Annotated in this window: 16 protein-coding genes and 2 pseudogenes; 4 read left to right on the forward strand and 14 right to left on the reverse strand. The window is 33.2% G+C overall.

Annotation, left to right across the window (positions count from 1 at the left end; genetic code table 11):
• Window positions 1-6 precede the first annotated feature (6 nt).
• Together ES044_RS05320 and ES044_RS05325 are read left to right on the forward strand one after the other, a co-directional pair.
• The gene (locus ES044_RS05320; protein ID WP_147118314.1) at window positions 7-885 is read left to right on the forward strand and encodes an endonuclease/exonuclease/phosphatase family protein; all 879 of its coding nucleotides are present in this window, start codon (window positions 7-9) and stop codon (window positions 883-885) included.
• 589 nt (window positions 886-1474) lie between these two features.
• Window positions 1475-1714 (forward strand): annotated as a pseudogene (locus tag ES044_RS05325) (IS1595 family transposase); the annotation flags it as partial.
• Between the two features lie 106 nt (window positions 1715-1820).
• Here the strand turns inward: ES044_RS05325 and ES044_RS05330 are convergent.
• The 7 genes from ES044_RS05330 to ES044_RS05360 form a co-directional block, all read right to left on the reverse strand.
• A complete protein-coding gene (locus ES044_RS05330) occupies window positions 1821-3245 on the reverse strand; it encodes a sialate O-acetylesterase (protein ID WP_147118315.1) in 1425 nt (474 codons plus the stop codon).
• A gap of 15 nt (window positions 3246-3260) precedes the next feature.
• Window positions 3261-4448: a Gfo/Idh/MocA family protein gene (locus tag ES044_RS05335; RefSeq protein ID WP_147118316.1), complete on the reverse strand. Its 1188-nt coding sequence runs from the start codon at window positions 4446-4448 to the stop codon at window positions 3261-3263.
• Between the two features lie 3 nt (window positions 4449-4451).
• Entirely contained in the window at window positions 4452-5792 is a 1341-nt protein-coding gene (locus ES044_RS05340) for a Gfo/Idh/MocA family protein (protein ID WP_147186932.1), read from the reverse strand.
• Between the two features lie 5 nt (window positions 5793-5797).
• Window positions 5798-7174 carry a DUF1080 domain-containing protein gene (locus ES044_RS05345; RefSeq protein WP_147118318.1) on the reverse strand — a complete coding sequence of 459 codons (1377 nt, stop codon included), beginning with the start codon at window positions 7172-7174 and terminating at the stop codon, window positions 5798-5800.
• Window positions 7175-7259: 85 nt separating this feature from the next.
• Window positions 7260-9677: a glycoside hydrolase family 2 protein gene (locus ES044_RS05350; RefSeq protein WP_147118319.1), complete on the reverse strand. Its 2418-nt coding sequence runs from the start codon at window positions 9675-9677 to the stop codon at window positions 7260-7262.
• 643 nt (window positions 9678-10320) lie between these two features.
• A complete protein-coding gene (locus tag ES044_RS05355) occupies window positions 10321-11679 on the reverse strand; it encodes a Gfo/Idh/MocA family protein (protein WP_147118320.1) in 1359 nt (452 codons plus the stop codon).
• Window positions 11680-11788: 109 nt separating this feature from the next.
• On the reverse strand, window positions 11789-13066 hold the full coding sequence (locus tag ES044_RS05360; RefSeq protein ID WP_147118321.1) for a T9SS type A sorting domain-containing protein: 1278 nt from the start codon (window positions 13064-13066) through the stop codon (window positions 11789-11791).
• Window positions 13067-13424: 358 nt separating this feature from the next.
• Between ES044_RS05360 and ES044_RS05365 the strand changes: the two genes are divergently transcribed.
• Both ES044_RS05365 and ES044_RS05370 read left to right on the forward strand, forming a co-directional pair.
• Complete coding sequence (locus ES044_RS05365) at window positions 13425-13700, forward strand: efflux RND transporter permease subunit (protein ID WP_189663195.1); 276 nt, start codon at window positions 13425-13427, stop codon at window positions 13698-13700.
• A gap of 131 nt (window positions 13701-13831) precedes the next feature.
• Window positions 13832-14236: pseudogene (locus ES044_RS05370) on the forward strand (transposase); the annotation flags it as partial.
• Window positions 14237-14251: 15 nt separating this feature from the next.
• On the opposite strand, the gene ES044_RS05375 reads toward ES044_RS05370, so the two are convergent.
• The 7 genes from ES044_RS05375 to ES044_RS05400 all read right to left on the reverse strand — a co-directional run bounded on the left by ES044_RS05375 (window position 14252) and on the right by ES044_RS05400 (window position 23230).
• Window positions 14252-14482 (reverse strand): hypothetical protein, encoded by a 231-nt coding sequence (locus ES044_RS05375; protein ID WP_147118323.1) that lies wholly within the window; start codon window positions 14480-14482, stop codon window positions 14252-14254.
• 132 nt (window positions 14483-14614) lie between these two features.
• Window positions 14615-14815 carry a hypothetical protein gene (locus ES044_RS05380; RefSeq protein WP_147118324.1) on the reverse strand — a complete coding sequence of 67 codons (201 nt, stop codon included), beginning with the start codon at window positions 14813-14815 and terminating at the stop codon, window positions 14615-14617.
• A 627-nt stretch (window positions 14816-15442) separates the two neighbouring features.
• Window positions 15443-15610 carry a hypothetical protein gene (locus tag ES044_RS18460; protein ID WP_189663196.1) on the reverse strand — a complete coding sequence of 56 codons (168 nt, stop codon included), beginning with the start codon at window positions 15608-15610 and terminating at the stop codon, window positions 15443-15445.
• 27 nt (window positions 15611-15637) lie between these two features.
• Window positions 15638-18745, reverse strand: coding sequence for a T9SS type A sorting domain-containing protein (locus ES044_RS05385; protein WP_147118325.1), 3108 nt, complete (start codon window positions 18743-18745; stop codon window positions 15638-15640).
• 541 nt (window positions 18746-19286) lie between these two features.
• Entirely contained in the window at window positions 19287-21194 is a 1908-nt protein-coding gene (acs, locus tag ES044_RS05390) for an acetate--CoA ligase (RefSeq protein ID WP_147118326.1), read from the reverse strand.
• Between the two features lie 64 nt (window positions 21195-21258).
• Complete coding sequence (locus tag ES044_RS05395; protein WP_147118327.1) at window positions 21259-22983, reverse strand: sodium:solute symporter family protein; 1725 nt, start codon at window positions 22981-22983, stop codon at window positions 21259-21261.
• Complete coding sequence (locus ES044_RS05400; RefSeq protein ID WP_147118328.1) at window positions 22973-23230, reverse strand: DUF4212 domain-containing protein; 258 nt, start codon at window positions 23228-23230, stop codon at window positions 22973-22975. The genes ES044_RS05395 and ES044_RS05400 overlap by 11 nt, the downstream gene beginning before the upstream one ends.
• Window positions 23231-23246 lie beyond the last annotated feature (16 nt).

Genomic DNA, 23246 nt, shown 5'->3' on the forward strand with positions numbered 1-23246 from the left:
GTTATCATGAAAAAATCAGTATTATTTCTACTTGTTTTCTTTTTCAATTTTACAAATGCTTCTTATAGTAGTAGCCAAGAAAATAGAGTTTTATCTAGTTTAAAAGAGCAAGAAAAGAAGATCGCTTTAAAAATCTTAACATGGAATATTCAAGATTTAGGAAGAAGTAAGAATGCAGATGAAATAACTGCTATTACCAAAATAATAAAGGCGCATGACATTATTGCAATCCAAGAAGTTGTAGCAAAAGATCCGGCAGGAGCCCAAGCTGTAGCAAAAATAGTAGATGAATTAAACCGCTTAGGTAGTAAATGGGATTATAGCATTAGCAATCCTACCAAAAGTCCGTCTAGTTATATTAGCGAACGCTATGCTTACATCTGGAAAACCTCAAAATTAAAACTTGTAAGCAAGGCGACTTTAGACGAAAGTTTAGAAAATAGTATTGAAAGAGAACCTTATTTGGCAAAATTTGAAATTAAAAAAACCAAAACAGCCTTTTATTTTATCAATATCCATGCACGTGTTCATAGCAGAAACCCAGAAATGGAGATCGTTAATTTTAAAGAATACCCTCAAAGATTAAAAACAGATAACATTATTATTTTAGGTGACTTTAATTTAAATGAAAAACATAATGTTTGGAATCCGTTATACAAAATGGGATTTAAATCCGCTATAAAAAACACAGCAACGAGTTTAAAACGGAAATGTAAAAACGGCAATTACATGAATCATGCAATCGATAATATTTATTATAATACTCATAAAATGAATGCTGTTAATTGGGGTGTTATTGATTTTGTAAGTGACTGCAATAATCTATTAAAAGCAAGAATGATCTCTGATCATTTACCTGTATTTTTAGAGGTAACGCTTCCGTAAATTTTTTCTTTAGCATTCAATTAGTTCTACGCATTTTATAAATCGAATAAAGTAAAATCAATGTAAGATCACAGAATTCTTTGTCGTTTGCCTTAAGGATAGTTCGTTTCAAGAAATTGTTTAATTTTTTTTGAAACTTTGATCTAGCAAATTTGTGCAAATTTTAGCGTGAAATCTCTTTTTATATGAATCATAAACCTATTTTCTTTTAACCTCAATAAGAATTAAAAAACACGAAATAAAAATAAATTATTTATAAAGAAATAGCTTTTAATTTAAAAATCATAGATGCAAAAGTATATATAATTACACATAATGCTGATCTTAAACAACCTTTATATACAGCAAGTTGATGTTTTTATAAAGTATGAAAAGAAAACCAAGACAAGGTTTTAGAAACGTATTACAATAAAGAAAAGGTATTGACTATTCTTTAGCAAGTACAATATTAAACCATCTAGAAGCCGCTAAATATGTTTGGAGAACTGGTTTTCATTGGTATGAAGATTGGGAAGACACCAACCCAATGCCTAATAATGTTGCAAAAGTTAATGAAGCATATCCATGTGCGTGTTCATGGCAGAAACGCCTTTTATCTAAAGATTATAATATCACTCAAATAGGAAGTAATAAAGGCAAGAATTTCATGGCATTACATACGATGATTCATCAAGTAAAATCACGAATTAGAACCACCTTTTCTTCAGTAAGTAATTTTAACATAAACAGCTATCTTGATGAGTTTTGTTATTGAATTAACCGTTTTCAAAGCAAAATAAATATCTTTAATAATTTAATAGTAAGAATGGCGAAAGTAGATAAAATATAGCAAGCAAAAATCATATGTTCTTAACGACTAACCTCAATAAATTAAAATTAAAAATAATTTTCTTTTGGTTAAAAACACTTCAAAATAAAGTCTTAAATAAAAAAAGTTAGTTCCAATTATCAGTTCTAAAAGACGACACAGGCAGTCCTGAAATACTAAATAGGCTTCCATTTAAGCAATCTTCAAAACCATACCTCACGGCTTTAGGCATAACTACCTCTTTACTGTATACCGTAAGTGTTTGGTTTTTGTTGATTTTAACTTTGGCGGGGTAAAACTTTTTATCTGCCCCGGCTATTTGAAAACTTTTTATTGTTTTGTTTGAATCAAAAAACCAGTGCTCTTTATTATTACTAAAAAACTCAAAAGTGAGAATAATTTTATTCTCTTCGGTTTTCATAGATTTATATTCCGGACTTCTATACTCTATTCCACTTATATTATACTGATTTGCCAACGCCCAATTTGCTAAACGGTTTGCTATTATTTCTTTTTCTGGAGGATGTATATCATCACATTTCCCAACATCGGTGGTTACAACCAAACCTGTATTTGCCATTTCGCTAGCAGTTTGTAATTGTGCTTCCCTAATTAAATCAGGATAAATTAGTACCGTTTTTCTTAATTTATTGTAGGCATACGGCGCAATTTGAACTATATAAAAAGGAAGTTTCTCTTTACCCCATTGGGCTCTCCATGAGTTTATTAAAGTATGTAAATATGCTTTATATGGTTTTGGATTGTTTCGGCTAGTTTCACCTTGATACCATAGAAAACCTTTTACTGTATAATTTTGAAAAGGATAAATCATGGCGTTGTATAGCAATGACGGTAATTTTTGTTTGTTTATTTCTATTGGTAAAACTTCAGGATGTTTAATATCTGTATACTTTAATAGGCTATCTTTAGGTATCCAAGGCTCAATTCGGGTACCTCCCCATGAAGACTCAATAATACCAATAGGAATATTGAGGTTATCTAATATTTTTTTACTAAACATATAACCTATAGCACTAAACTCGGCTGCTGAAGCTTTAGTAGATTCTTCCCAAACACCGTTAACATTAGTTTGTGGTAACAAACTTGCGCTTTTATTGTTATTAAATAATCTAATATTAGGATTATTAGCCGCATTTAGATAAGCTTCAGAATTATTTACTACAGAATTTTTAAAACCTTTAAGTGGCATTTCCATGTTTGATTGACCTGAACAAAACCAAACTTCGCCAATTAACACATTATTTATGATTACGTTTGTACTACCCATAATGACTAAAGTATGTGTGTCAAACGAAGCCTTATTCGTTTTTAGTGTAGCTTTCCAGGTGCCATTGTCTGCTGTTTTAGTATAGCTTTTTTCTCCCCAACTTGCCTTAATTTCAATAGAAACTCCAGGGTTATCTTGCCCCCAAATAGCAACCTGTTCTTGTTGTTGTAAAACCATATTATCTCCAAAAAAAGCAGGTAATTTTGTTTGTGAAAAACATGACGCGCTAACTAGTACTATAAATATTTTTAAAATACGTACCATGCTATTTGCTAATTTTTAAGTTATTAAATTGTGTTTGTAGCTAACTGTTTTATTTTTCTGCATGGCATCTAAGCCCATTTGTACACAAATAGCTGTTTTTGCACCTGTAATACTATCAGATTTTGGTTGTTTATTATTTAAAATAGAGTCTTGGAAATCTAATAATGCCTGTTTAGTTGGGTTTAAATGTTCTACGTTTAAAGGCGTGCCCTTTTCATTATTCCACTGCACGGTAGCGCCACTAACACCATCAATTTCAGATAATTCTTTTTCGTATGTACCTTCAGGATAAAACCAAGCATTTTTAGTATCTATAAGTATAGTTCCTTTATCTCCTAGAACTTTTATTTGATAACCGCCTTTTGCATTATTAGTTAAACATGTAAATTTTGCGGTAATACCATTTGGGTAATTATATATTAAATGTACATTATCATTGGTTTCTCTGCCATCTTTCCAATAATCTATTCCTCCTACACCCATCACAGTATTTGGTGTAGCGTCTAATACCCAGTTTACAAAATCTATTTGATGAGAGCACAATTCGGCCGTTAGCCCTCCAGAAAATTCCTTGTACATTCTCCAATTAATAGCTTTTTCAAATTCAGGACTTGGAACTGGTCTTCTCCAATTTGTATGCCTATTCCATTGGCATTCAAACGCTGCAATGGTTCCAACTTTACCGTTTTTTATAAGCTCTACAATATGCGTATACAATCTTGAACTGTGGTATTGATGCCCTGTTTGAAATATGATTTTGGAACTTTTTACTTTTTGCACTAACGCTTTGATATTCTTGTAGCCTTTGGCTAGTGTTTTTTCACAATACACATGCTTTCCAGCGTTTACAGCATCTATGGCAATTTTAGAATGGGTGTTAAATGTTGTTGCTATTATTACTGCATCAATAGTTTTGTCATCCAAGAGTTGTCGATAATCTAAAAATCCTTTAGGTTTTGATTCTGATTTTGCCAGTCCTTCCTTTAATCGGAAAGGTAAAATATCGCAACAAGCAGACACGTTTAAACCCTCAATTGAATTAATGATTTTTATCAAACCACTTCCTCTAACACCAGTACCTATAACACCAATATTAATTGGTTTTAAGCTATTAGGTTTAATACTACTACTACTTATTAATGGCGAGCATATAATTGCTGTTGCAGCGAAACTACCTTTTTTTATAAATGAGCGTCTTTTCAAAATTTATAGATTTGGTTCCCAACCTGGTTCATAAGTTCTTGACCAAAGTTTCATGGCTTCTCTATTAAACATTGCCCCAGATTTAGGGTCAATATCAAAACCGTTATTAATTCGATAAGCAATATTTGCATAATGCACCAAAGCCATACTTTTACTAGCATCATCAATTGGTGCAGATAATTTAGATTTACCTCTTATGGTATCAAACAAGTTTTGAACGTGTAGGGTAGAGGTATCACCACCACCGCCTAATGCTGTACCTGATTCGTTTGAGGTGTTTTTACTTTCTTTAATAATAACACCTTTGCGATCGTACAATATGTATTTACCTCTATCTACAAAAACGGTGCCTTCTGTTCCGTAAATAATGGTACCACGACCAGCGCCATACGTGCTGTAACTATTTCGAGATTTTCCATCCCATTTAATCACTTTATCATCTTGAAATTTAAAAGTAGCTTCCATATCATCATACATTTCCCAACCATCGTCTTTAAATTGACGTTTTTCTGCTTCTACATATACATGTTGAGGAAAATCTACTTGTAATGCCCATCGTGCCACATCCAATTCGTGTGTACCGTTATTTCCAGCTTCTGCGGTGCCGTAATCCCAACCGTACCAATGCCAGTTGTAATTCCATGTTTCGGATGTGTAATTGCGTCTTGGTGCGGGACCTTGCCATAAATTCCAATCTAATCCTTCTGGAACTGCTGCTGCTTTCTGAAGCGGTACTTCACCTCTTCCGTTATCATAAAATGCCACAGCTTTGTATGGTTTACCAATAATACCATTGTGTATTTCATTAATAATTTCTATTGTATGACCAGAAGACCGCTGTTGATTACCCATTTGGACCACTTTATTAAAATATTTTGCAGCTTTAACCAATTGCTCATTTTCATACATATTATGACTACATGGTTTTTCTACATAAACATGTTTCCCTGCTTTCATTGCCATAATAGAACCTGGGGTATGCCAATGATCTGGGGTTGCGTTTATTAAAATATCTACATTTTTATCTTCAAGTACTTTTCTAACGTCGTTTTCTAATATTGGATTATAGTCAATATGTTCTCTAAACTCTTTTAAACCTCTTAAACGTTGACTTTCCATTACATCGCATAAATAAGCCAATTTTACATTACTTTCTTTTAATGCTATAGGTTGTTTAAAGGCTCCTAATCTTCGTCCTAAACCTGCAATGGCTAAATGTAAGCGATCGTTAGATCCAATAATGTTATTATAACTTTTTGCAGACATTGCCATAGCTGAACTTCCTAATGTTATAGCAGTACTAGCCAATGTTGTTTTTTTTATGAAATTTCTTCTTGATATCATAGGGCTTAAAGGGATTTAATTTTAATGTTTTTAAAAGTCACACGATCTCCATGATCTTGTAGCAAGATTTGTCCTTTTTCTAAAGTTCCAAAATTTGGCCATTTAGCATATTTACTTTCTGAAACTAGTTTTAAAAAGTCATCGCTTCCTCGCTCATATTCTAAAACTTTAACGTTGTTTAGCCAATGCGCTACAAAATTGTTTTTTGATATAATGTAGGCGGTATTCCATTCTCCTATTGGGTTTATTGGTTTTTTTGGGTTTGCTTGAATCAAATCGTATAAAGAACCTACTGTTCGGCTACCTTGATGCGATCCTAACTTAGCATCTTCATGTAATTCGTCGTCAAGTATTTGATATTCTAACCCAATAGATGATCCTGGTCCTTTGTTTATTTGAGTATCTACATAATATTTTATACCACTATTGGCTCCTGGAGTCAATTTAAAATCTACCTTCAACTCAAAATCTCCATACAATTCTGTTGTTACAATATCACCTCCTGCAGTAGATTCTGCGCCACCAGAAGCCAATACAATTAATTCACCATTTTCAATGCTCCACCCTTTGTTTGGAAATGTATCTAATTTTGCACCTCGCCAACCAGTTGTGGTTGTTCCGTCCCAAAGCATTTTCCAACCTGATTTTTGTTCGCTATTTGTAAGGTTATTTTTAGTGATTATAGGTGTTAATGGAGAATTAGTAGTATATTTTGAAAGATTTTCAGTTAAAATTTTAGCATTTTTCCACATCACTTGTTTGCCCAATTTCTCTTTTTGATTACCTATAGAGTGCACTTGCAACGCTATAAAGCCACTTGCCGTTAAATCATCTATTAAATATGCTGCAGGCACGCCATTTATCCATGTTTTGATAGTATCTGCAATGGCTTCTACCCGGTAATGATTCCATTGGTTTTGTTTAAATGCTTTTTGAGCATCCAGATTGTTTTCTAATGTGTTTAACCATTTACGTCTTCCTTCATCATAAATACCGCCACTCCAAGCTCTATTAGATGGGTCAATCTCTACTTGATAACCATGTACTTTACCGTTTTTATAAAAAGGTAAGCTATTGCTTCTTATTTGTATTCCAGAATTCATGACCGAATCTGTCTTAAAATCTATTTCTAAAATAAAATCATCATATATTGTATTGGTAGTTAAAAAAGTGTTTTGAGTCCCTAAAACGGTGGTTCCGGTAATAACACCATCATTTACCATATAGGTTGCTTTTCCATCTTTAATTGACCAACCGTTAAGTGTGTTCCCGTCAATAAGATTTATCCAAGGTGTAGGGTCTTTTTCTGTTTGATTACAAGATAAAAGTAAAAACACCGATAATAGGGTTGTTATTATTGTTATTAATTTTAATATTTTCATTATTAGGTAATTTTATAAGTTAATAAATCGAGTTCAAGAAATTTAATTTAGATTTTAAATTAAAATTCGTTTTGTTATATGTAAACTATTTTACAGTAAGATAAGTGCCTTTAAAACTTTGATTGAGCACCATAACTTCTAAAGGTACATCCTTAATTGTTCTTTTGACTTCAATAGAAGCTTTCCCATTAGCCATTTCAATAACCTCACTACCCGTTGATGTACCTTGACTAATTAAAGCTTCACCTCCATTTAAACATTGGAAATACACACGCTCTTCATAATCTAAACAACGTAAACCATTTTTATCTACAGCAGTTGCTGTTATTAAATAATTACCATTTTCAAGTATTATATGTGATAACTTTAAATCAGTGGCTTTTAAATTCTTGGTAAATCTATAATTTACACTCAACTCATCTTTTACTTCTTTACCCTCTTTTGTTTTTCCAACAGATACCAATTTGTTTTCACCTTCATTAAAATTAAGTGTCCAATTCAAACCAGAAGCTGGAAATGATTTTATATCGCGTTTTTTAATACCTAAACTTACTCCATTAAGAAATAATTCAACTTCAGGACAATTACTATATACCCTTATATCTCTAGATGTATCTTTTGGACCCTCGCGTTCTGTCCAAGTATGAGATTCTATATAAGTAAAGTGATTGTTACTCCAATAACTTTTAAAAACATAAAAGGCATCTTTGGGGTTTCCGTTTCTATCAACTAATCCTTTCTGATTCATATATGGAATGGCATTTTCTGGACGCAGTGGTGTGCCAAAATCTTTAAAAGCCCATTGCACATTTCCAACAAAAGTGGAGTCGTTTTCTGAAACTCGCAAATGCCAATCGAATAAATCAACTATGTAATTCTCACTCCAATCGCCCATTTGAGCAATATTTGCCACATCGGTTTGCACAATAGCTTCTTCCCAACCATCAGACTGTATTTTACCTTCGCCTGTAATAGGATTTTCTGAATGCCTCCCTAAATGACTAGATCCACCATATTCAGCATGTAAAAAATGAGGATATTCAACCTTATATTGATCGATTGCTTTTTGATAACTTTTATAGCTCCCAGAATACCAACCCGACCAGATTGATGGTGAAAATACATCAACAATATCTGCCCCTTCATAATACTTTCTGATTGCTGTTTTTCTTGACGGATCTAACTCATGTGCATAATCATTTAACTCCTTTAAATAAATGTTTATATTTTCTCTATTATCACCATTTTCAAAATCTGGCAACCAGTAAATTTCATTACCTAGTGACCAAATTATAATACTTGGATGATTAAAATTTTGATCAATAATTTCTTTTAACATATTTTTCGTGTTGGCTTTCCAAACATCATTACCTAAACCACCACGACACCAAGGTAATTCGTCCCAAACCAACAAGCCTAGCTCATCACAAGCTTTGTAAACTTCTGGGTCTTGAGGATAATGGGCTAATCTCACAAAGTTAGTTCCCATATCTTTTATAAGTTCCATATCGGCTCTGTGTTGCTCATTACTCATTGCGGCTCCAACACCGGCATGTTCTTCATGTCGATGTGTTCCTCTTAATAACAAACGTTTTCCATTAAGATAGAAAGCGCCATGATCTTTAAATTCAAACCATCTGAAGCCAACGCGGTCTGATATTTCATCTTTTACTTCTTCGTTTTTAATTAGTGCTACTGTTAAAGTGTATAAATTTGGATTATCTGTATCCCAAAGTTTTGGGTTTTTAATGTTGATAAATTTTATTTCTGAGGTGTTATCAACAATATCAAAAACAGATGTTGCAACAGATATTCCATCAGAATCTAATAAATCTGCTTTGATTTTAAAATTTGAGTCGATGGTATTGTTAACGTTTACAGTTGCTAAAATTTCTGCATTTGAATCTGAAACTTGTGGTGTTGTTATTTTTAAATTGGATAAATAATTTTCAGGTAAGGTTACCAACCAAACATCTCTTGTAATACCTCCAAAAATGAAGAAATCGCTTTTTTGCGATGGAATAACTTCAGGATTGTTCGAGTTGTCTGCACGAACCAATATGTCATTATTACCTTCTGAAATTAAATTTGTAATATCGATGGTGAACCCAATATAACCGCCAATGTGCGCTCCTGCTTTCTTTCCATTTACATAAACCTCACTTTCAATATTTACACCTTCAAAATAGAGTTGATAGGTTTGCCCAAAAATAATTTCAGGAATATTTAATTCCTTTTTATACCAACTAGCACTTCTTCTGTAGCCAGGTTTTAAATCGGTAGCGTCTAAAGCATTCCAACTATGAGGCAAATTAATATTTTTCCAACTTTTTTGGTTTAAAGCTTTGTCTATATTAGTTGTGTTATTTTCTAAATATTCCCAATTTTCATTGATATTGGTTTTTAATCGCTCTTGATTTTTAATTGAATTTGATTTACAAGAGAACGTTAATAGGAACACACTTGCAATAATTGACTTTAATAAGACTCTTTTACAATTCATAAGTTATGATTTACTTTCTATAAATTAACAAACTTGTTAAAATTATTAATATTTCTGAAATATATTTAATACCAAGGATCACTTAAAATGCGCTTAATAATTTGTTTCTATTGTACCTATATTTCAACATGAAATAAAACCGTAGCAATTGCTATGCTTTAATTTTCTGTTTCATCTAAACACATTATAATTCAATTATTTTAGGTTCATTTTAAATAACAATTGGTATAATTATTAAAAATGGTTTAACAACTTTTGAAACCCACACATAAATTTAAAATTAATATCAGGCTAAAAATACGAGCATGAGTTTTGGGGTGCTTTTAAAATAAAAGAGCAGTAACAAAACGATACAGGTACAAATAATGATGCGTTCATAATTTTATATTAATTTTATTTTTACAACATCTATATTGCCGAAGTATAAATTATCAACCCCTTGGCCAGATAAAAATAAAATCATAGAACTGAACTTAAGAGAATTACCAAAGTAAGAGAAATGACTACTTGATTATTTTGCAATTAAATTTAACGTATTCTAAAATTAAATTTTAAATCATTAAATGCTATTTTTCAAGTTGTTATTTATGTTAATTATACTATTATTAATTGGCTGTATTTTTAATAAAACTCATTTCTAAAATTAATGGGTATCTTTAATCCAGTTGTATGGCGTTCTTTTTACCCAATTACCTCTTGTAAAATCCGGAAAATCTTGTGGCTCACCATTATTTTCTATTGAAGCTTCAGACAGTGGTGTAATAGCACTCCATGCTGCCGCGTCATAAGCATCCATAGGTGGCGCTATATTTTGTTTTGCCGACTCAACAAAAGCATGCAAAACAAAGAAATCCATTCCACCATGTCCAGCACCACTAGCTAAATCACCATACTTTTTCCATAATGGGTGGTCGTATTTCTTAAGCCATTTATCGGCATCATCCCATTTATGTGATTCTGTTATACCATCTATATGAATTCTATTGCCATCTACCTCCCATAAACCATTGGCTCCTTGAACTCTAAACCCTAGTGAATATGGTCTTGGCAAATTAGTATCATGTGTTACTATTATGGTTTCTCCATTGCTTGTTTCAATGGTTGATGTAACAACATCACCTAACTTAAATTTTAATTTTGCATTAGGATGGTTTTCCCCTCCATGTTTAACAATATAATTGTTTAAGCCTACTGCTTTAGTCGCACTTGATGTTAATGACATAAAACGATTGCCTCTATTTATATTGCACATCGTTGCAATTGGCCCAATACCATGGGTAGGGTATAGATCTGCATTTCTTAATAGGGAATGTTGTGTTCTCCATTTAGCTGCTGAAATACCTTTTTCGCCAAATTCTACACCTAATGCACGTGCCTCTATTCCGTTATTAAACTTAACATGTCTTAAATCGTGCTGATAACCACATCTAAAATGCAATAACTCTCCAAAAACATTTTGCTTTACCATATTTAATACCGCCATAACATCTCTGCGGTAATTAACATTTTCTAGTATCATTAAATGCGTTCCTGTTTCTTCATGGGTGTTTACCAGATCCCAACATTCTTCCATAGTGTTTGCTGCCGATACTTCTAAACCTGTATATTTTTTGGCTCGCATGGCATCCTTAGCCATTCTAGTATGCCAAAGCCATGGTGTAGATATAACAACAGCGTCAACATTATCTAGGGCTAGAAGATTTCTATAATCATAATCATCTTTACCAAATACCAAAGGTTTTTTAGAACCACTTTCTTTAATTTTATCAAGTGCAATAGTAATTCGAGCTGGATCTATATCACAAATAGCAGTTACATTTATATCGTTTCTTAATAACAAGTTCTGTAGATGTTTTGTGCCGCGTAAACCAACTCCAATAAGACCAATTTTAAGTTTATCGGCATTACTACTGCTATTTAATCCAAAAGTAAAACTTGGTAGAAGTGAGATTCCTGTTCCTAATATTGCCGTTTTCTTTATAAAATTTCTTCTAGAGTCCATACTTTTATATTATTATAATATTTTAGATTATTAATGATGCCGATTTACAAATACTTTCATAGTTGCCTAGTGCAATAATTCTAAAGGGTTGTACATATTAAACTTTTTTTTAATTTTTGATAATCTTAAAATTACCTGTTCCTTTTCTTGTTGATATTTGAACAATGTACATGGCTTTATTTAAAGACCTAACATTTACTTTAACTTGATTATTAATATAGTTATCAAGATTGCTATTTAAAACTAATCTGCCAGCTATATCAAATATTTTCAAAGACAGCATTTCCTCTTTACCCTTAATTATTAAAAAATCTGAAACAGGATTTGCAAATCTAAAACTGCTATCTGTAACGCTATCTAGACTTAAACTTGAATCTACAGTTAGTGTTTTTGAAACATAATCTGCCGATTTGAAAGTTGCATTACCAATTTGAGAAGCCGTAATTATAGAGGTTCCATTACCTATAATTTGTATTTGTCCACTAACAATGGTTGCAACCGCTATATTTGAGCTGTTGTAAACAATGGGTAGTCCAGAAGTAGATACTGCATCTGGAGTAAAATTAGCATCACCCACAGCTTTTATCATCATATCTGGAAATGTTATTGTTTGCGTGGTACTTGGCGTTGGAATGCTAGGGTTTAAGGAGAGGTAATATTCATAAGGTAGCTCAAATTCACAACCTTCAGCTATTAAAAAGTCAATTACTTTTTTAAACTCTGCTATTTCTACTGAAGTCCAAGCATCAGGATGTGATTGTAACACCATGAAATTTGTGTAAGAATTTTTAAGATTATTATAGTTTGTTACGAAATGATCATAATTTGGCACCCTAGTACTTATTTCAACATTAACTCTATTATTTAAGTTTAATTTACCACTAACTGTAGGACTTTGAAACATAGTAACTCTATAATTATTACCCGGACTCTCTAAAATAACTCGGTTTGTTGTTGCATCATTCCTGTTAAAAGGAGCTCCAAAGGTTGTCATTTTAATGTTAAATAACCTGTTTAATTTAGCGTTCGCATCGTCAAAATGACTTTTTTGGAATGCATACGATTTCTGAAAAAATTCATTACTACTATGATCCCAACCGTGATTCCATATTTCAATAAGTCTATCTCCATTGGCATCTTTTGAATTCAAATATTTACTGTAATAACTAATGGTAGTTTCGTCGTTTCTAGCACCTACTAGACCAAAACTTCCTTTAATTTTGTTAACTGTTAAATACTCTAGTATTTCGAAACCTCCGTAAGCCCCATTTCTAACCATAACATCATCAAACTTTAAAATTATTTTTAACGGAGTTTGTGCATTAATTGATGGGGTGTAACTTAGTGTACAAAATAAAATAACCCAAATACATAAAATTTTATTCATAACTTTTTACCTATATTATTCGGCAAGTTACGTTGTCTTTTAGTAAAAGAAATCCAAAAAAAGGTTGGTTTTCGTATTTGATAGGATGTTTTTTACCAACAAATAAAAATTTACAAAAAAAGAATCCACGTGGTTTTAAATGAAATAAAAGTATATCTCAAAACAGTCACTTTTATCGCTGTAGGCATTTAAAGTATTTCTGTAAGGTGTTGATGTTATATGTATTAGTAGAAATACACATTTAAATTCATAACTTAAAAACAATATTATTACTATTTTCAAAAGGTCTAAACTTGCTAGAGTTTTAAGACAGCTTTAAGAATAAGAGGACTAAAATCGGACTAAAAAGTCCATTTTTTTGCAAGTCCATTTTATTTATGCAATAGGATTAGAGTCGTTAAAAAAACTTTTCTCTATAATCGGAATGATTCCAATTTTACTCATTGGTGTATTTTTAACTTTCTATTTATTTGATTTTAATTTTGATCAAGGCGGATATGCTTCGTTAATTTTACTTTGTGGTATAAGTGTAAATTCTGCATTATATATAATAAACGATTATAATAATTTGAAAATTCAATATCCTAAAAGAGAGAAAAAAGTTTGTATTTTAGAGCTTTTAACTCCAAAATAATTCATGTTGCTCTAACCATTGTGTCGACTATTGTTGTTTTAATTCCTTTTGTTTTGAATGGAAAAAATGAAGTGGAGTGGCTGCCTTTGATGTGACGATTTTTATGAGCTTATTAATTTTATAGTTGAGGTATGGTAAAAAAGTATAACAATGAATTTAAAGTTATGATCGTAGAACTATTAAATTTAGGTATTAAAACGAAACAAGTTACTGAGGATTATGGCTTAAGCAGCAGCATGGTTGGGTGTTGGAAACGCGAATACAAGTTGAAATCTGGATGTTTATCCAAAAAGAAAGAAATATCTCTAGAAGCTCAAGAACTTAAAGCACTAAAGAAGGAACTAAAGAATGCAACGATGGAACGTGACATCTTAAAAAAGGCGGTGAGCAAACAACCCGAAAACGATGTTTTCTCCTCTTAATATCAAATATCCAAGCGCTACTTATAAGATATCAATTCATTTCAGAAAACGTGAATATAGCCAGTTGAAAAGATATGTAAATCCATGAAAGTTAGTAAAAACGTTTACTATCATTAGTTTAAAAACAAACTAGCAGCGCCTTCTGCTACTTTTTTTAAGGACAACAAGTACACCAAATGGTACTTGATTGTCTTTTGTGTTATAAATAACGTTAGCAGAACCACGGCCTAAATTTACACCAAGAACATATCCTGTAGCGTCTTCAGCTGGGTTTTTTTGATACCAAACAATTGCGTTGTACCTATTTTCAGATGGCGAGTTAAACGTAAAAATAAACGTAGAAAAGTTAGTATCAGCCAAAGCTGTAATTCTGAATAAAAAGGAAACGGAAAGAGTAGTATAACCCTATTTTGGCGTGTATGAATGAATAGGAGCTTCTCTAGCGCCTGAATACGCTATTGCATTTCCTGTTGTTGCTACACCTTCAATATTTCAAGTGGGAGACGCTACAATATCAATATTTGGCGGAAATGTCACATCGCTTATCGTCCAATTTTCTTGACCTTGATTTGCATTAACTGTAAATAATGTGACCGAAGTGGTATAATCAAAACCTTTATAAGCTGGCAAAGTTGCTTGACCAAAAGCTATAATTGTAAAAAATAATAAAAATATAGATAATGATTTTTTCATACTCATAAATTTAAAAAAGTTAATAAAGCAATACGATTATTACTTCAGGCCACGAGACATGATTTTTAAAGGAGATGAACGTCTAAAAACAGGATGAATTTCGTAAAAAAAAAATACAGTATTGGCCGATAACGACACACGAACGGCCCACTTTTAAAACCATGAATTAGAATTGATTGCAATCAATTGGCAAACAAATAAAAAGTAAAAAGAGAAACCTTTTATCTATTCTCTTTAAACAAATTCGTGAAGAAAAGTCTGTTGAAAAAATATAAAACTCATTATTTAAATAGGGTTTCAGTGCACTAAATTAGTGCAAGCAGATACTACTGCTTTAATGAATACACGTTAAGAAAAGCGCTATTTACAATTTTAGTTAGATTGTAAGGCTAAAAACAAGTAAAGATTCGTTGTTTTAGCCAAAGCCAGACAATTAAAGCCTGCCTGTGAATGGCAAGTAAGCTGATTTTAAAAAAAATAGCATTTTACAACAGCAGATTGCTTTGTCATTTACCTGCTTGTTAGCAGTTAAATTTTTCGCTATGACCGTGCAAAAAAAAAAAAACTCGCAACCCTGTTGTGGTTGCGAGTTCTTAAAATTATTTAAGCTACCTCTTTAAAAGAGGATTAAAAACCTGTACCAGGTGCTTCTGGGCTTTGAGCTTGCGCTTTCTGCGGACTTAAAATCATATAGGTACCTAGTGCAGTTAATGCAGCATATTTACCATAAGACCCTATTTTTTTAATCGCTTCTTTTCTTGAAATGTCTTCTTTACTTTTTATGTTTTTCTTCATGATGTCTTGTCTTTTAAATTTTGGTTGTTATTCTAAAATAATTTTCTTGTTCAACTTTCCTTTTTGTGTTTCTAATTGAACAATGTAGACACCAGTAGCTAGTTTTGGTAAAGAAATATCTATGATTGCATTCGTAGCATTATTTTGCTCTGTACTAAAAACTCTGCTACCTTGTAAATTATAAAGTGAAACTTTAAATTCAGTTTCATCTAAACCAGAAATTTTTAAAGTATTGTTAGATTCATACATAGAAACATTACTTAACGCTGCATCATCTAAACTCAATGCACTGTTAGCCGTTGTTTGTATAAAAAATCTTCCTACACCGTTTACACCTTTATTTAATTTTATAGCATATACTGCATCTTTTTCGCTTAAGTTAGTGAAGGTATTCAATATTCTATCCTCAAGAATAACAGTTACATCACTTGGTAAGTTAAATTGCGCGGCAGTAAATCTAAGTTCACTCTCTTTTTTTGCAATAACACCAACGGCAATTGTTAAATCATTACTTGCAGCCAAAGCTAAAGATTGTGTTTTTATTGCAATTCCTGTATTGTCTTCTATCAAATGAGAATAGACAGCTAATTCAGAAGAAACGCCCGTAAACATACCGAAATCTTGACCCGGGTTTAAACCACTTGTTGCATTCTCTAACAATACAAATTTTGTTACCACACTTTCGCTTCCACTACTTAACTGCAATGTAAAGTTGGGTTTTTCTTCATTTTTATAAAAGGTAACCCCTGTTTGTGCACTTTGTAAAGCTTCTGTAATATCTAAATTGTGTTCATCAAACCTAGCACTTACAAAAAAGGCTTGGCCAGGATGCAAATAACCAGTAGTTAATTCTTGGTATACACCACTTGTACCCGCAGTAGGATCCCAAACATAAATTGCTCTAAATAGAAGACCTAATTTAGCCGCATTTACCGAAATAAACTCTGCTATGTTTAGGTAAGAAGGATACGGATTTCCTACTAAATTCCAATTATTACTAGTAGCACTAGCTTGGGTAATACCTACTTTGTAATTAAACTTCGGATAGGTACCTTTAAAAGAATAAGTACCAGCGGCAATAACGTCTCTTTTTAAAGAATACCCTTTCAACTTATTAAACGTTCCGTCTGTTCCTCCTTGCATGTAGCTCCAATAGTTAGTTGATGGGTCATTAGTAGCATTGTCATAAAGAGAAATACCCCTATTTGTAGTTGTTGTACTACCACTAGCAATGTTATTATCATCAACCCAAGTATCATTGTAAGCTTGCCCTATTACTGGCGATGCCACTAAATGCCATTTATCGTCTGGTATGGCAACATTATAGGTAAACTCACTTGGTGGCACTCCAGTAACCTGCAAAGAACCACCTGCTGTTATTGTTAAATCTTTAGAAGGATCTAGTATGAAATTGTGCGCAAAGGCTCCTGTAGAAGCTCCAACAATAGGGCTAGTTCCTGCGTCAGATGGTATCACAACATTACCTAAAGAATTTGGTACAATGCCTGTATCCCAATTAGATGTTGTACCCCAATCTGCGGTAGTTCCTGTCCAAGTATGTTTTACTTTGGTTACTTCATCCCAAGTACCAGCAACTCTAATTTCATCAAAAGTTACGTCTGGCACAGACGCAGAATCAGCTTGGTCAAACTGTAAAAAATGAATACTACCCGTTGCAGCATCTGGATCTTCTTGAGAAGCCTCAGGTTCTGAGCCTGCAAGTGATGGGTTTATCCATATTTTTGATGTATCTGCAGCTGTTCTTTGTATTACAATAAATAACTCGTCATTTACATTATATTCTACATCAACCATTGATCCATCTTGCACAAATACTGGTGTAGCACTACTTGTACTTCCATTATTAGCTATAGCTAAATTATACGCATTAGCTGTAGCACCTTTCTTTATATAGATATGTGATCTAAGAAAATGTCTCCCATCTCCATTCAAAACAGTAAAACCAGCTAATCTTCTAGGAGTATCATCTAAGGTAGCCATATTTGTAACTTTCATTAAAAATGAAGAATAGACAGCACCTTCTTGTCCCGGAAACTCTAAATATAATCTCGGTCCACCTGAACCACTTATAGTAAGTGCTTTCCCAGTACTATTTAAACCAGTATCTGCACTCACAGAAGACCAAGTTGGTGAATTAACAACTGTAGCGTTTGCTATACCAGTGGTTAGTGCACCCCAAGCTCCTTTTCCTGTTCTTTGATTATCATCCATTAATTTTGCATTTAAAGCATAATTATCAAAACTTTCATACACAGGAAAGACTGGTGTGGTTGCTGTTGTAATTGTAGTTGCTACTGCACCAGGTGTAACAGGAGCAGGAAGCGGTTGCTCTGGCGCTACATCATTCCAAGTTTTAGCAATTCTTACCTCATCTATAAACATATCTGGACTTCGAGCAGAACTAATAACACTAATTTTGAAAAAGCTAAAATCTGCAGTATTTTCATCGTTATTAACAACTGTTGGTGTAGGTTCAACTCCATTTACTGCAGGATTAATCCACAATTTAGAAGCCTCTACCCCTGCATTTCTTGAGAAAGAAAATACTAGAAAAAATTGATCGCCAGCTACAAATTTAACTCCAGACCACTGCACTGCTGCTGGTAGAGTGGCAATATCACTATTATTAGTAATACCAAACTCCACATTTTCGTCCGCAGTACCTCTAGCCCAAACAGTTCCAACACCTTCTAATTCAAACACAGGATAACCTGTTTGAGTATTATAATTTGTACTATAACCGTCAATCTGAATAAACATAGATACAAATACTTCACCAAAATCTCCCGTTTGAGTTGGAAAGTATATCGCTGGGTTTTCACCAAAACTTCTTAAGTCTAACATATTGTCGGTAGCAACTTTTACATTTGAAGATAAAGACCAAGTTGTGGATGCTTCAATCTTTTGGATAGGATTCCCCGACGTTCTTGGTGCTGTTGTGTACCAAGGGCCTAAACCTTGGTTAGTACTAATTTGAAATAAACCTTCACTAGTGCCACTTACTGGATAGTTAAAACTATCATGGAAAAGAAAGTCTATCTCTGTTTGCCCTTGAGACAGAAATGTTGTCAAGCAACAAAATAAGGTAAGTTTAAAAAGAAATTTTGTTTTCATGATGTTGATTTAAAGTTAAGTTAAAAATAATTGTATGTTAATTTATTGCTAAACTATATAATTAATTAACTCTAAAAGTCCGAAAAAAGGTCTGTTTTTGTTTTTTAAATGTCAATAACACACGAAAACTCTTTAAAAATTGGTTATTCAGCATTTTAATAATTAATTACCTCTCGATACAACAAACATATTGACACAAGTTGTGGTATTTATTTTTTGAATTTGGCTAGAATTGAAATAAGTTATTTTAGCGGTCTTTTTATATTAAAGACTTGATACAAATTTTATTATTCACTGCAGAAAGATTATCTCTTCCGAAGTTTCGGAACATGCCTCTTTCTTAATGATGATGGTTTATTTAAGTTATTTGTTTTGAGCAAATTACTTTCGATAAGTAATAAATTACGAAGCAATCTTTAGCTGAAGTAGCCGTGATTTAAATTATAAGATTGCTTCAGTCGTTTCTTTTTCGCAATGACTGAAGATGGCAGGAAATGACGAAGCAATCTGTTATTAATAATTACTGATAGATTCAAATAAACTACAATCGATTCTCAATAATACTTTGCACAACTTCCGGATTTAAAAGGGTGCTTGTATCGCCTAAATTATCCATTTCATTGCACGCAATTTTACGTAAAATTCGACGCATAATTTTTCCTGATCTCGTTTTTGGCAATCCTTCAGAAAACTGAATTTTATCTAATTTTGCAATCGGACCAATATGTTCTGTAATTATTTGATTGATTTCCTTTCTTAAATTATCGTGATTTCTTGTTTCGCCAACATCTTTTAAAATTACATATCCGTACAACGCACTTCCTTTTATATCATGAGGAAAACCAACAATGGCACTTTCTGCTACTGCAGGATGTTCGTTTATTGCATCTTCAATTGGCGCAGTTCCTAAGTTATGACCAGACACTATAATTACATCATCTACTCTACCCGTAATTCTGTAGTAGCCAACTTCATCTCTTAAAGCGCCATCACCTGTAAAATACATGTTTTTATAGGCTGAAAAATAGGTTTCTTTATACCGTTTGTGATTTCCCCAAATGGTTCTTGCAATACTTGGCCAAGGAAATTTAATACACAAACGTCCATCAACTTGATTGCCTTTTAATTCTTCGCCGTTTTCATCCATTAATGCAGGTTGAATACCAATAAAAGGCAAGGTTGCATAGGTTGGTTTTGTTGGCGTAACATACGGAATAGGAGTAATCATCATTCCGCCTGTTTCTGTTTGCCACCAAGTGTCTATAATCGGACTTTTTTTCTTGCCGATATTGTCATTATACCAATGCCAAGCTTCTTCATTGATGGGTTCACCAACAGAACCTAAAACTTTTAAAGAGGATAAGTCGTAAGTGTCTACCAATTCAGTTCCTTGTTTTGCCAAAGCTCTAATTGCGGTTGGTGCTGTATAAAACTGATTTACTTTATGCTTTTCGATAATGTTCCAAAAGCGTCCAAAATCTGGATAACTTGGTACGCCTTCAAAAAGTACTGTGGTTGCTCCGTTTGCTAAAGGGCCGTATACAATGTAAGAATGACCGGTAATCCAGCCAATATCCGCAGTACACCAATAGACATCATTTTCTTTATATTGAAACGCATTTTTAAAAGTATACGCCGTATACACCATATAACCAGCAGTTGTATGCACCATTCCTTTTGGCAATCCTGTAGAGCCAGAAGTGTATAAAATAAATAATGGATCTTCTGCATCCATCACTTCTGCTTCACATTTTGTTGATGCCGCATGTAACAAAGGTTGCAACCATTTGTCACGACCCTCTTTCATGTTGATGTCTGAATTGATTCTTTTTGCGACCAAAACTGTTTCTACACAAGTACATTTTTCTAAAGCTTCATCTACAATTCCTTTTAAATCGATTGTTTTTGTGCCTCTATAAGAACCATCCGAAGTAATGACCATTTTACAATCTGAATCATTAATTCTAGTTGCTAATGCGGTGGATGAAAAGCCTGCAAAAACAACGGAATGAATCGCGCCAATTCTTGCACAAGCCAATGTTGCAATTGCTAATTCTGGAATCATAGGTACATAAATACAAACCCTGTCTCCCTTTTTTATTGCGTGGTCTTTTAAAACATTAGCAAACTGATGTACTCTTTCTGATAATTGTTGATAGCTAATATGTTCTGCAGCTTCATCAGGATTATTAGGCTCAAATAAAATGGCAGTTTTATCTCCTCGAGTTGCCAAATGTCTGTCAATACAATTTTCTGTAATGTTTAATTTTGCACCTTGAAACCATTTTACTTCTGGCTTTTTAAAATCCCATTCTAAAACTTTATCCCATTTTTTTCTCCAGACAAAATGCTCCTCAGCTATTTCTTCCCAGAAATTTTCTGGCTCTCTGATTGATTTTCTATAAACTTGATAGTACTCTTCTAAATGTTTGATGTGATAATTGCTCATAAAAATAATCTGTTTGCTAACGTTGTATTATTTCTTCAAATAAGAATTTCTAGATTTAAAAACACTAGTGTCCTGTTGCTTCTCCAACACCACTTGGTATTCTTATGTTTTCTACAATTTCTTGAACTTCTTCTGGTGTTTCTGGTGTAAACTTCATTACTACTATAGAGACTACAAAATTTAAAATCATGGCAACTGAACCAAAGCCTTCTGGAGAAATACCAAACCACCAATCTGCTTTCTCACCGCCACCAAACCAACCAAACTTAAATTTGGTCATGTAAAACAACATCACTAAAATACCAACTACCATTCCTGCAACAGCACCTTCTTTGTTCATTTTTTTATAAAAAATACCCAAAATAATTGCTGGAAAAAAGGAAGCTGCTGCCAAACCAAATGCCAAAGCTACCGTGGCGGCGACAAATCCTGGCGGATTAATCCCAAAATAGCCCGCAACGCAAACTGCTACTGTTGCAGCTAAACGTGCTGCAATTAATTCGCCTTTCTCTGAAATATCTGGATTGATCATTTTTTTGATTAAATCATGCGAAACAGAGGCAGAAATAACCAATAACAAACCTGCTGCTGTAGATAAAGCGGCAGCTAAAGCACCTGCGGCAACTAAAGCAATTACCCAATCTGGTAAATTTGCAATCTCTGGATTTGCCAAAACCATAATATCATTGTCTATGACTAATTCGTTTTTACTTTCGTCAGCTAAATACTGAATCAATCCATCATTATTTTTATCTGTAAAACTTAATAAACCTGTTGTTTCCCACTTTTTAAACCATTCTGGCATATTTTCATACGGTTGATTGGAAACCGTTTCTATCATATTTGTCCTAGCGAATACCGCAACTGCTGGCGCAGCTGTAAATAAAGTGGCGATAAGCAACAAAGCCAATCCTGCCGATTTACGGGCATCTTTCACTTTTTTTACGGTAAAAAATCGCACAATAACATGCGGCAAACCTGCTGTGCCCACCATTAAAGCTAACGTAATTGCAAAAACATCTACCATAGATTTTGTACCTTCTGTGTATTCTGCAAAACCAAGATCGGTGCTTAAACCGTCTAATTTATCTAATAAGTAAGTCCCTGAACCATCAGAAAGAGTGCTTCCAAAGCCTAGTTGCGGAATCGGATTTCCCGTCATTTGTATCGAAATAAAAATAGCAGGAACCATAAACGCAAATATCAAAACGCAATATTGTGCCACTTGTGTGTATGTGATTCCTTTCATTCCGCCTAAAACAGCATAAAACAAAACGATTACCATTCCTATAATTACACCTGTATTAATATCTACTTCTAAAAAACGAGAAAACACCAAACCTACGCCACGCATTTGACCTGCGACATACGTAAACGAAACTAAAAGTGCACAAATAACACCAACCAAACGTGCAGTATTTGAATAATACCGATCTCCAATAAAATCGGGTACCGTAAATTTTCCAAACTTCCGTAAATATGGCGCTAATAAAAGCGCTAGTAAAACGTAACCCCCAGTCCAGCCCATTAAATAAACGGCACCGTCATAACCTGCAAAAGAAATAATTCCTGCCATAGAAATAAAGGAAGCAGCACTCATCCAATCTGCTGCTGTTGCCATTCCGTTCGCTAAAGGAGAAACGCCTCCTCCGGCAACATAAAATTCTTTTGTAGAGCCAGCTCTTGTGTAAATGGCGATACCTATATAGATTGCAAAAGTGATTCCAACGATGATGTAGGTCCAATTTTGAACGCCTAATCCATCAACAAAAAGTAAATTATTCATCATAGCCATATTTTTTATCTAATTTATTCATCAGTCGAACATAAACGAATATGAGTATTACAAACACATACATGGCGCCTTGTTGGGCAAACCAAAATCCTAATTTAAATCCTCCAATTCTTATTTCATTTAGAGCATCTTTCAATAAAATTCCAGCGCCAAAGGAAACTATAAACCATATGGTAAGAAGGATGAAAAGATATCTTATATTTTCTTTCCAATAGGCTTTTGCTTTTGTTTTGTTTGTCATAAGTTTAATTTTTCCA

It is taken from the genome of Polaribacter sp. IC066 (assembly GCF_007997085.1).
In the GTDB taxonomy this organism is placed as follows: Bacteria; Bacteroidota; Bacteroidia; order Flavobacteriales; family Flavobacteriaceae; genus Polaribacter.

Coding starts and splice junctions, on each gene's coding strand:
- ES044_RS05320 (WP_147118314.1), top strand. CDS start 7: ATGAAAAAATCAGTATTATTTCTACTTGTTTTCTTTTTCAATTTTACA.
- ES044_RS05330 (WP_147118315.1), bottom strand. CDS start 3,245: ATGGTACGTATTTTAAAAATATTTATAGTACTAGTTAGCGCGTCATGT.
- ES044_RS05340 (WP_147186932.1), bottom strand. CDS start 5,792: ATGATATCAAGAAGAAATTTCATAAAAAAAACAACATTGGCTAGTACT.
- ES044_RS05345 (WP_147118318.1), bottom strand. CDS start 7,174: ATGAAAATATTAAAATTAATAACAATAATAACAACCCTATTATCGGTG.
- ES044_RS05350 (WP_147118319.1), bottom strand. CDS start 9,677: ATGAATTGTAAAAGAGTCTTATTAAAGTCAATTATTGCAAGTGTGTTC.
- ES044_RS05355 (WP_147118320.1), bottom strand. CDS start 11,679: ATGGACTCTAGAAGAAATTTTATAAAGAAAACGGCAATATTAGGAACA.
- ES044_RS05360 (WP_147118321.1), bottom strand. CDS start 13,066: ATGAATAAAATTTTATGTATTTGGGTTATTTTATTTTGTACACTAAGT.
- ES044_RS05380 (WP_147118324.1), bottom strand. CDS start 14,815: ATGAAAAAATCATTATCTATATTTTTATTATTTTTTACAATTATAGCT.
- ES044_RS18460 (WP_189663196.1), bottom strand. CDS start 15,610: ATGAAGAAAAACATAAAAAGTAAAGAAGACATTTCAAGAAAAGAAGCG.
- ES044_RS05385 (WP_147118325.1), bottom strand. CDS start 18,745: ATGAAAACAAAATTTCTTTTTAAACTTACCTTATTTTGTTGCTTGACA.
- acs (WP_147118326.1), bottom strand. CDS start 21,194: ATGAGCAATTATCACATCAAACATTTAGAAGAGTACTATCAAGTTTAT.
- ES044_RS05395 (WP_147118327.1), bottom strand. CDS start 22,983: ATGATGAATAATTTACTTTTTGTTGATGGATTAGGCGTTCAAAATTGG.
- ES044_RS05400 (WP_147118328.1), bottom strand. CDS start 23,230: ATGACAAACAAAACAAAAGCAAAAGCCTATTGGAAAGAAAATATAAGA.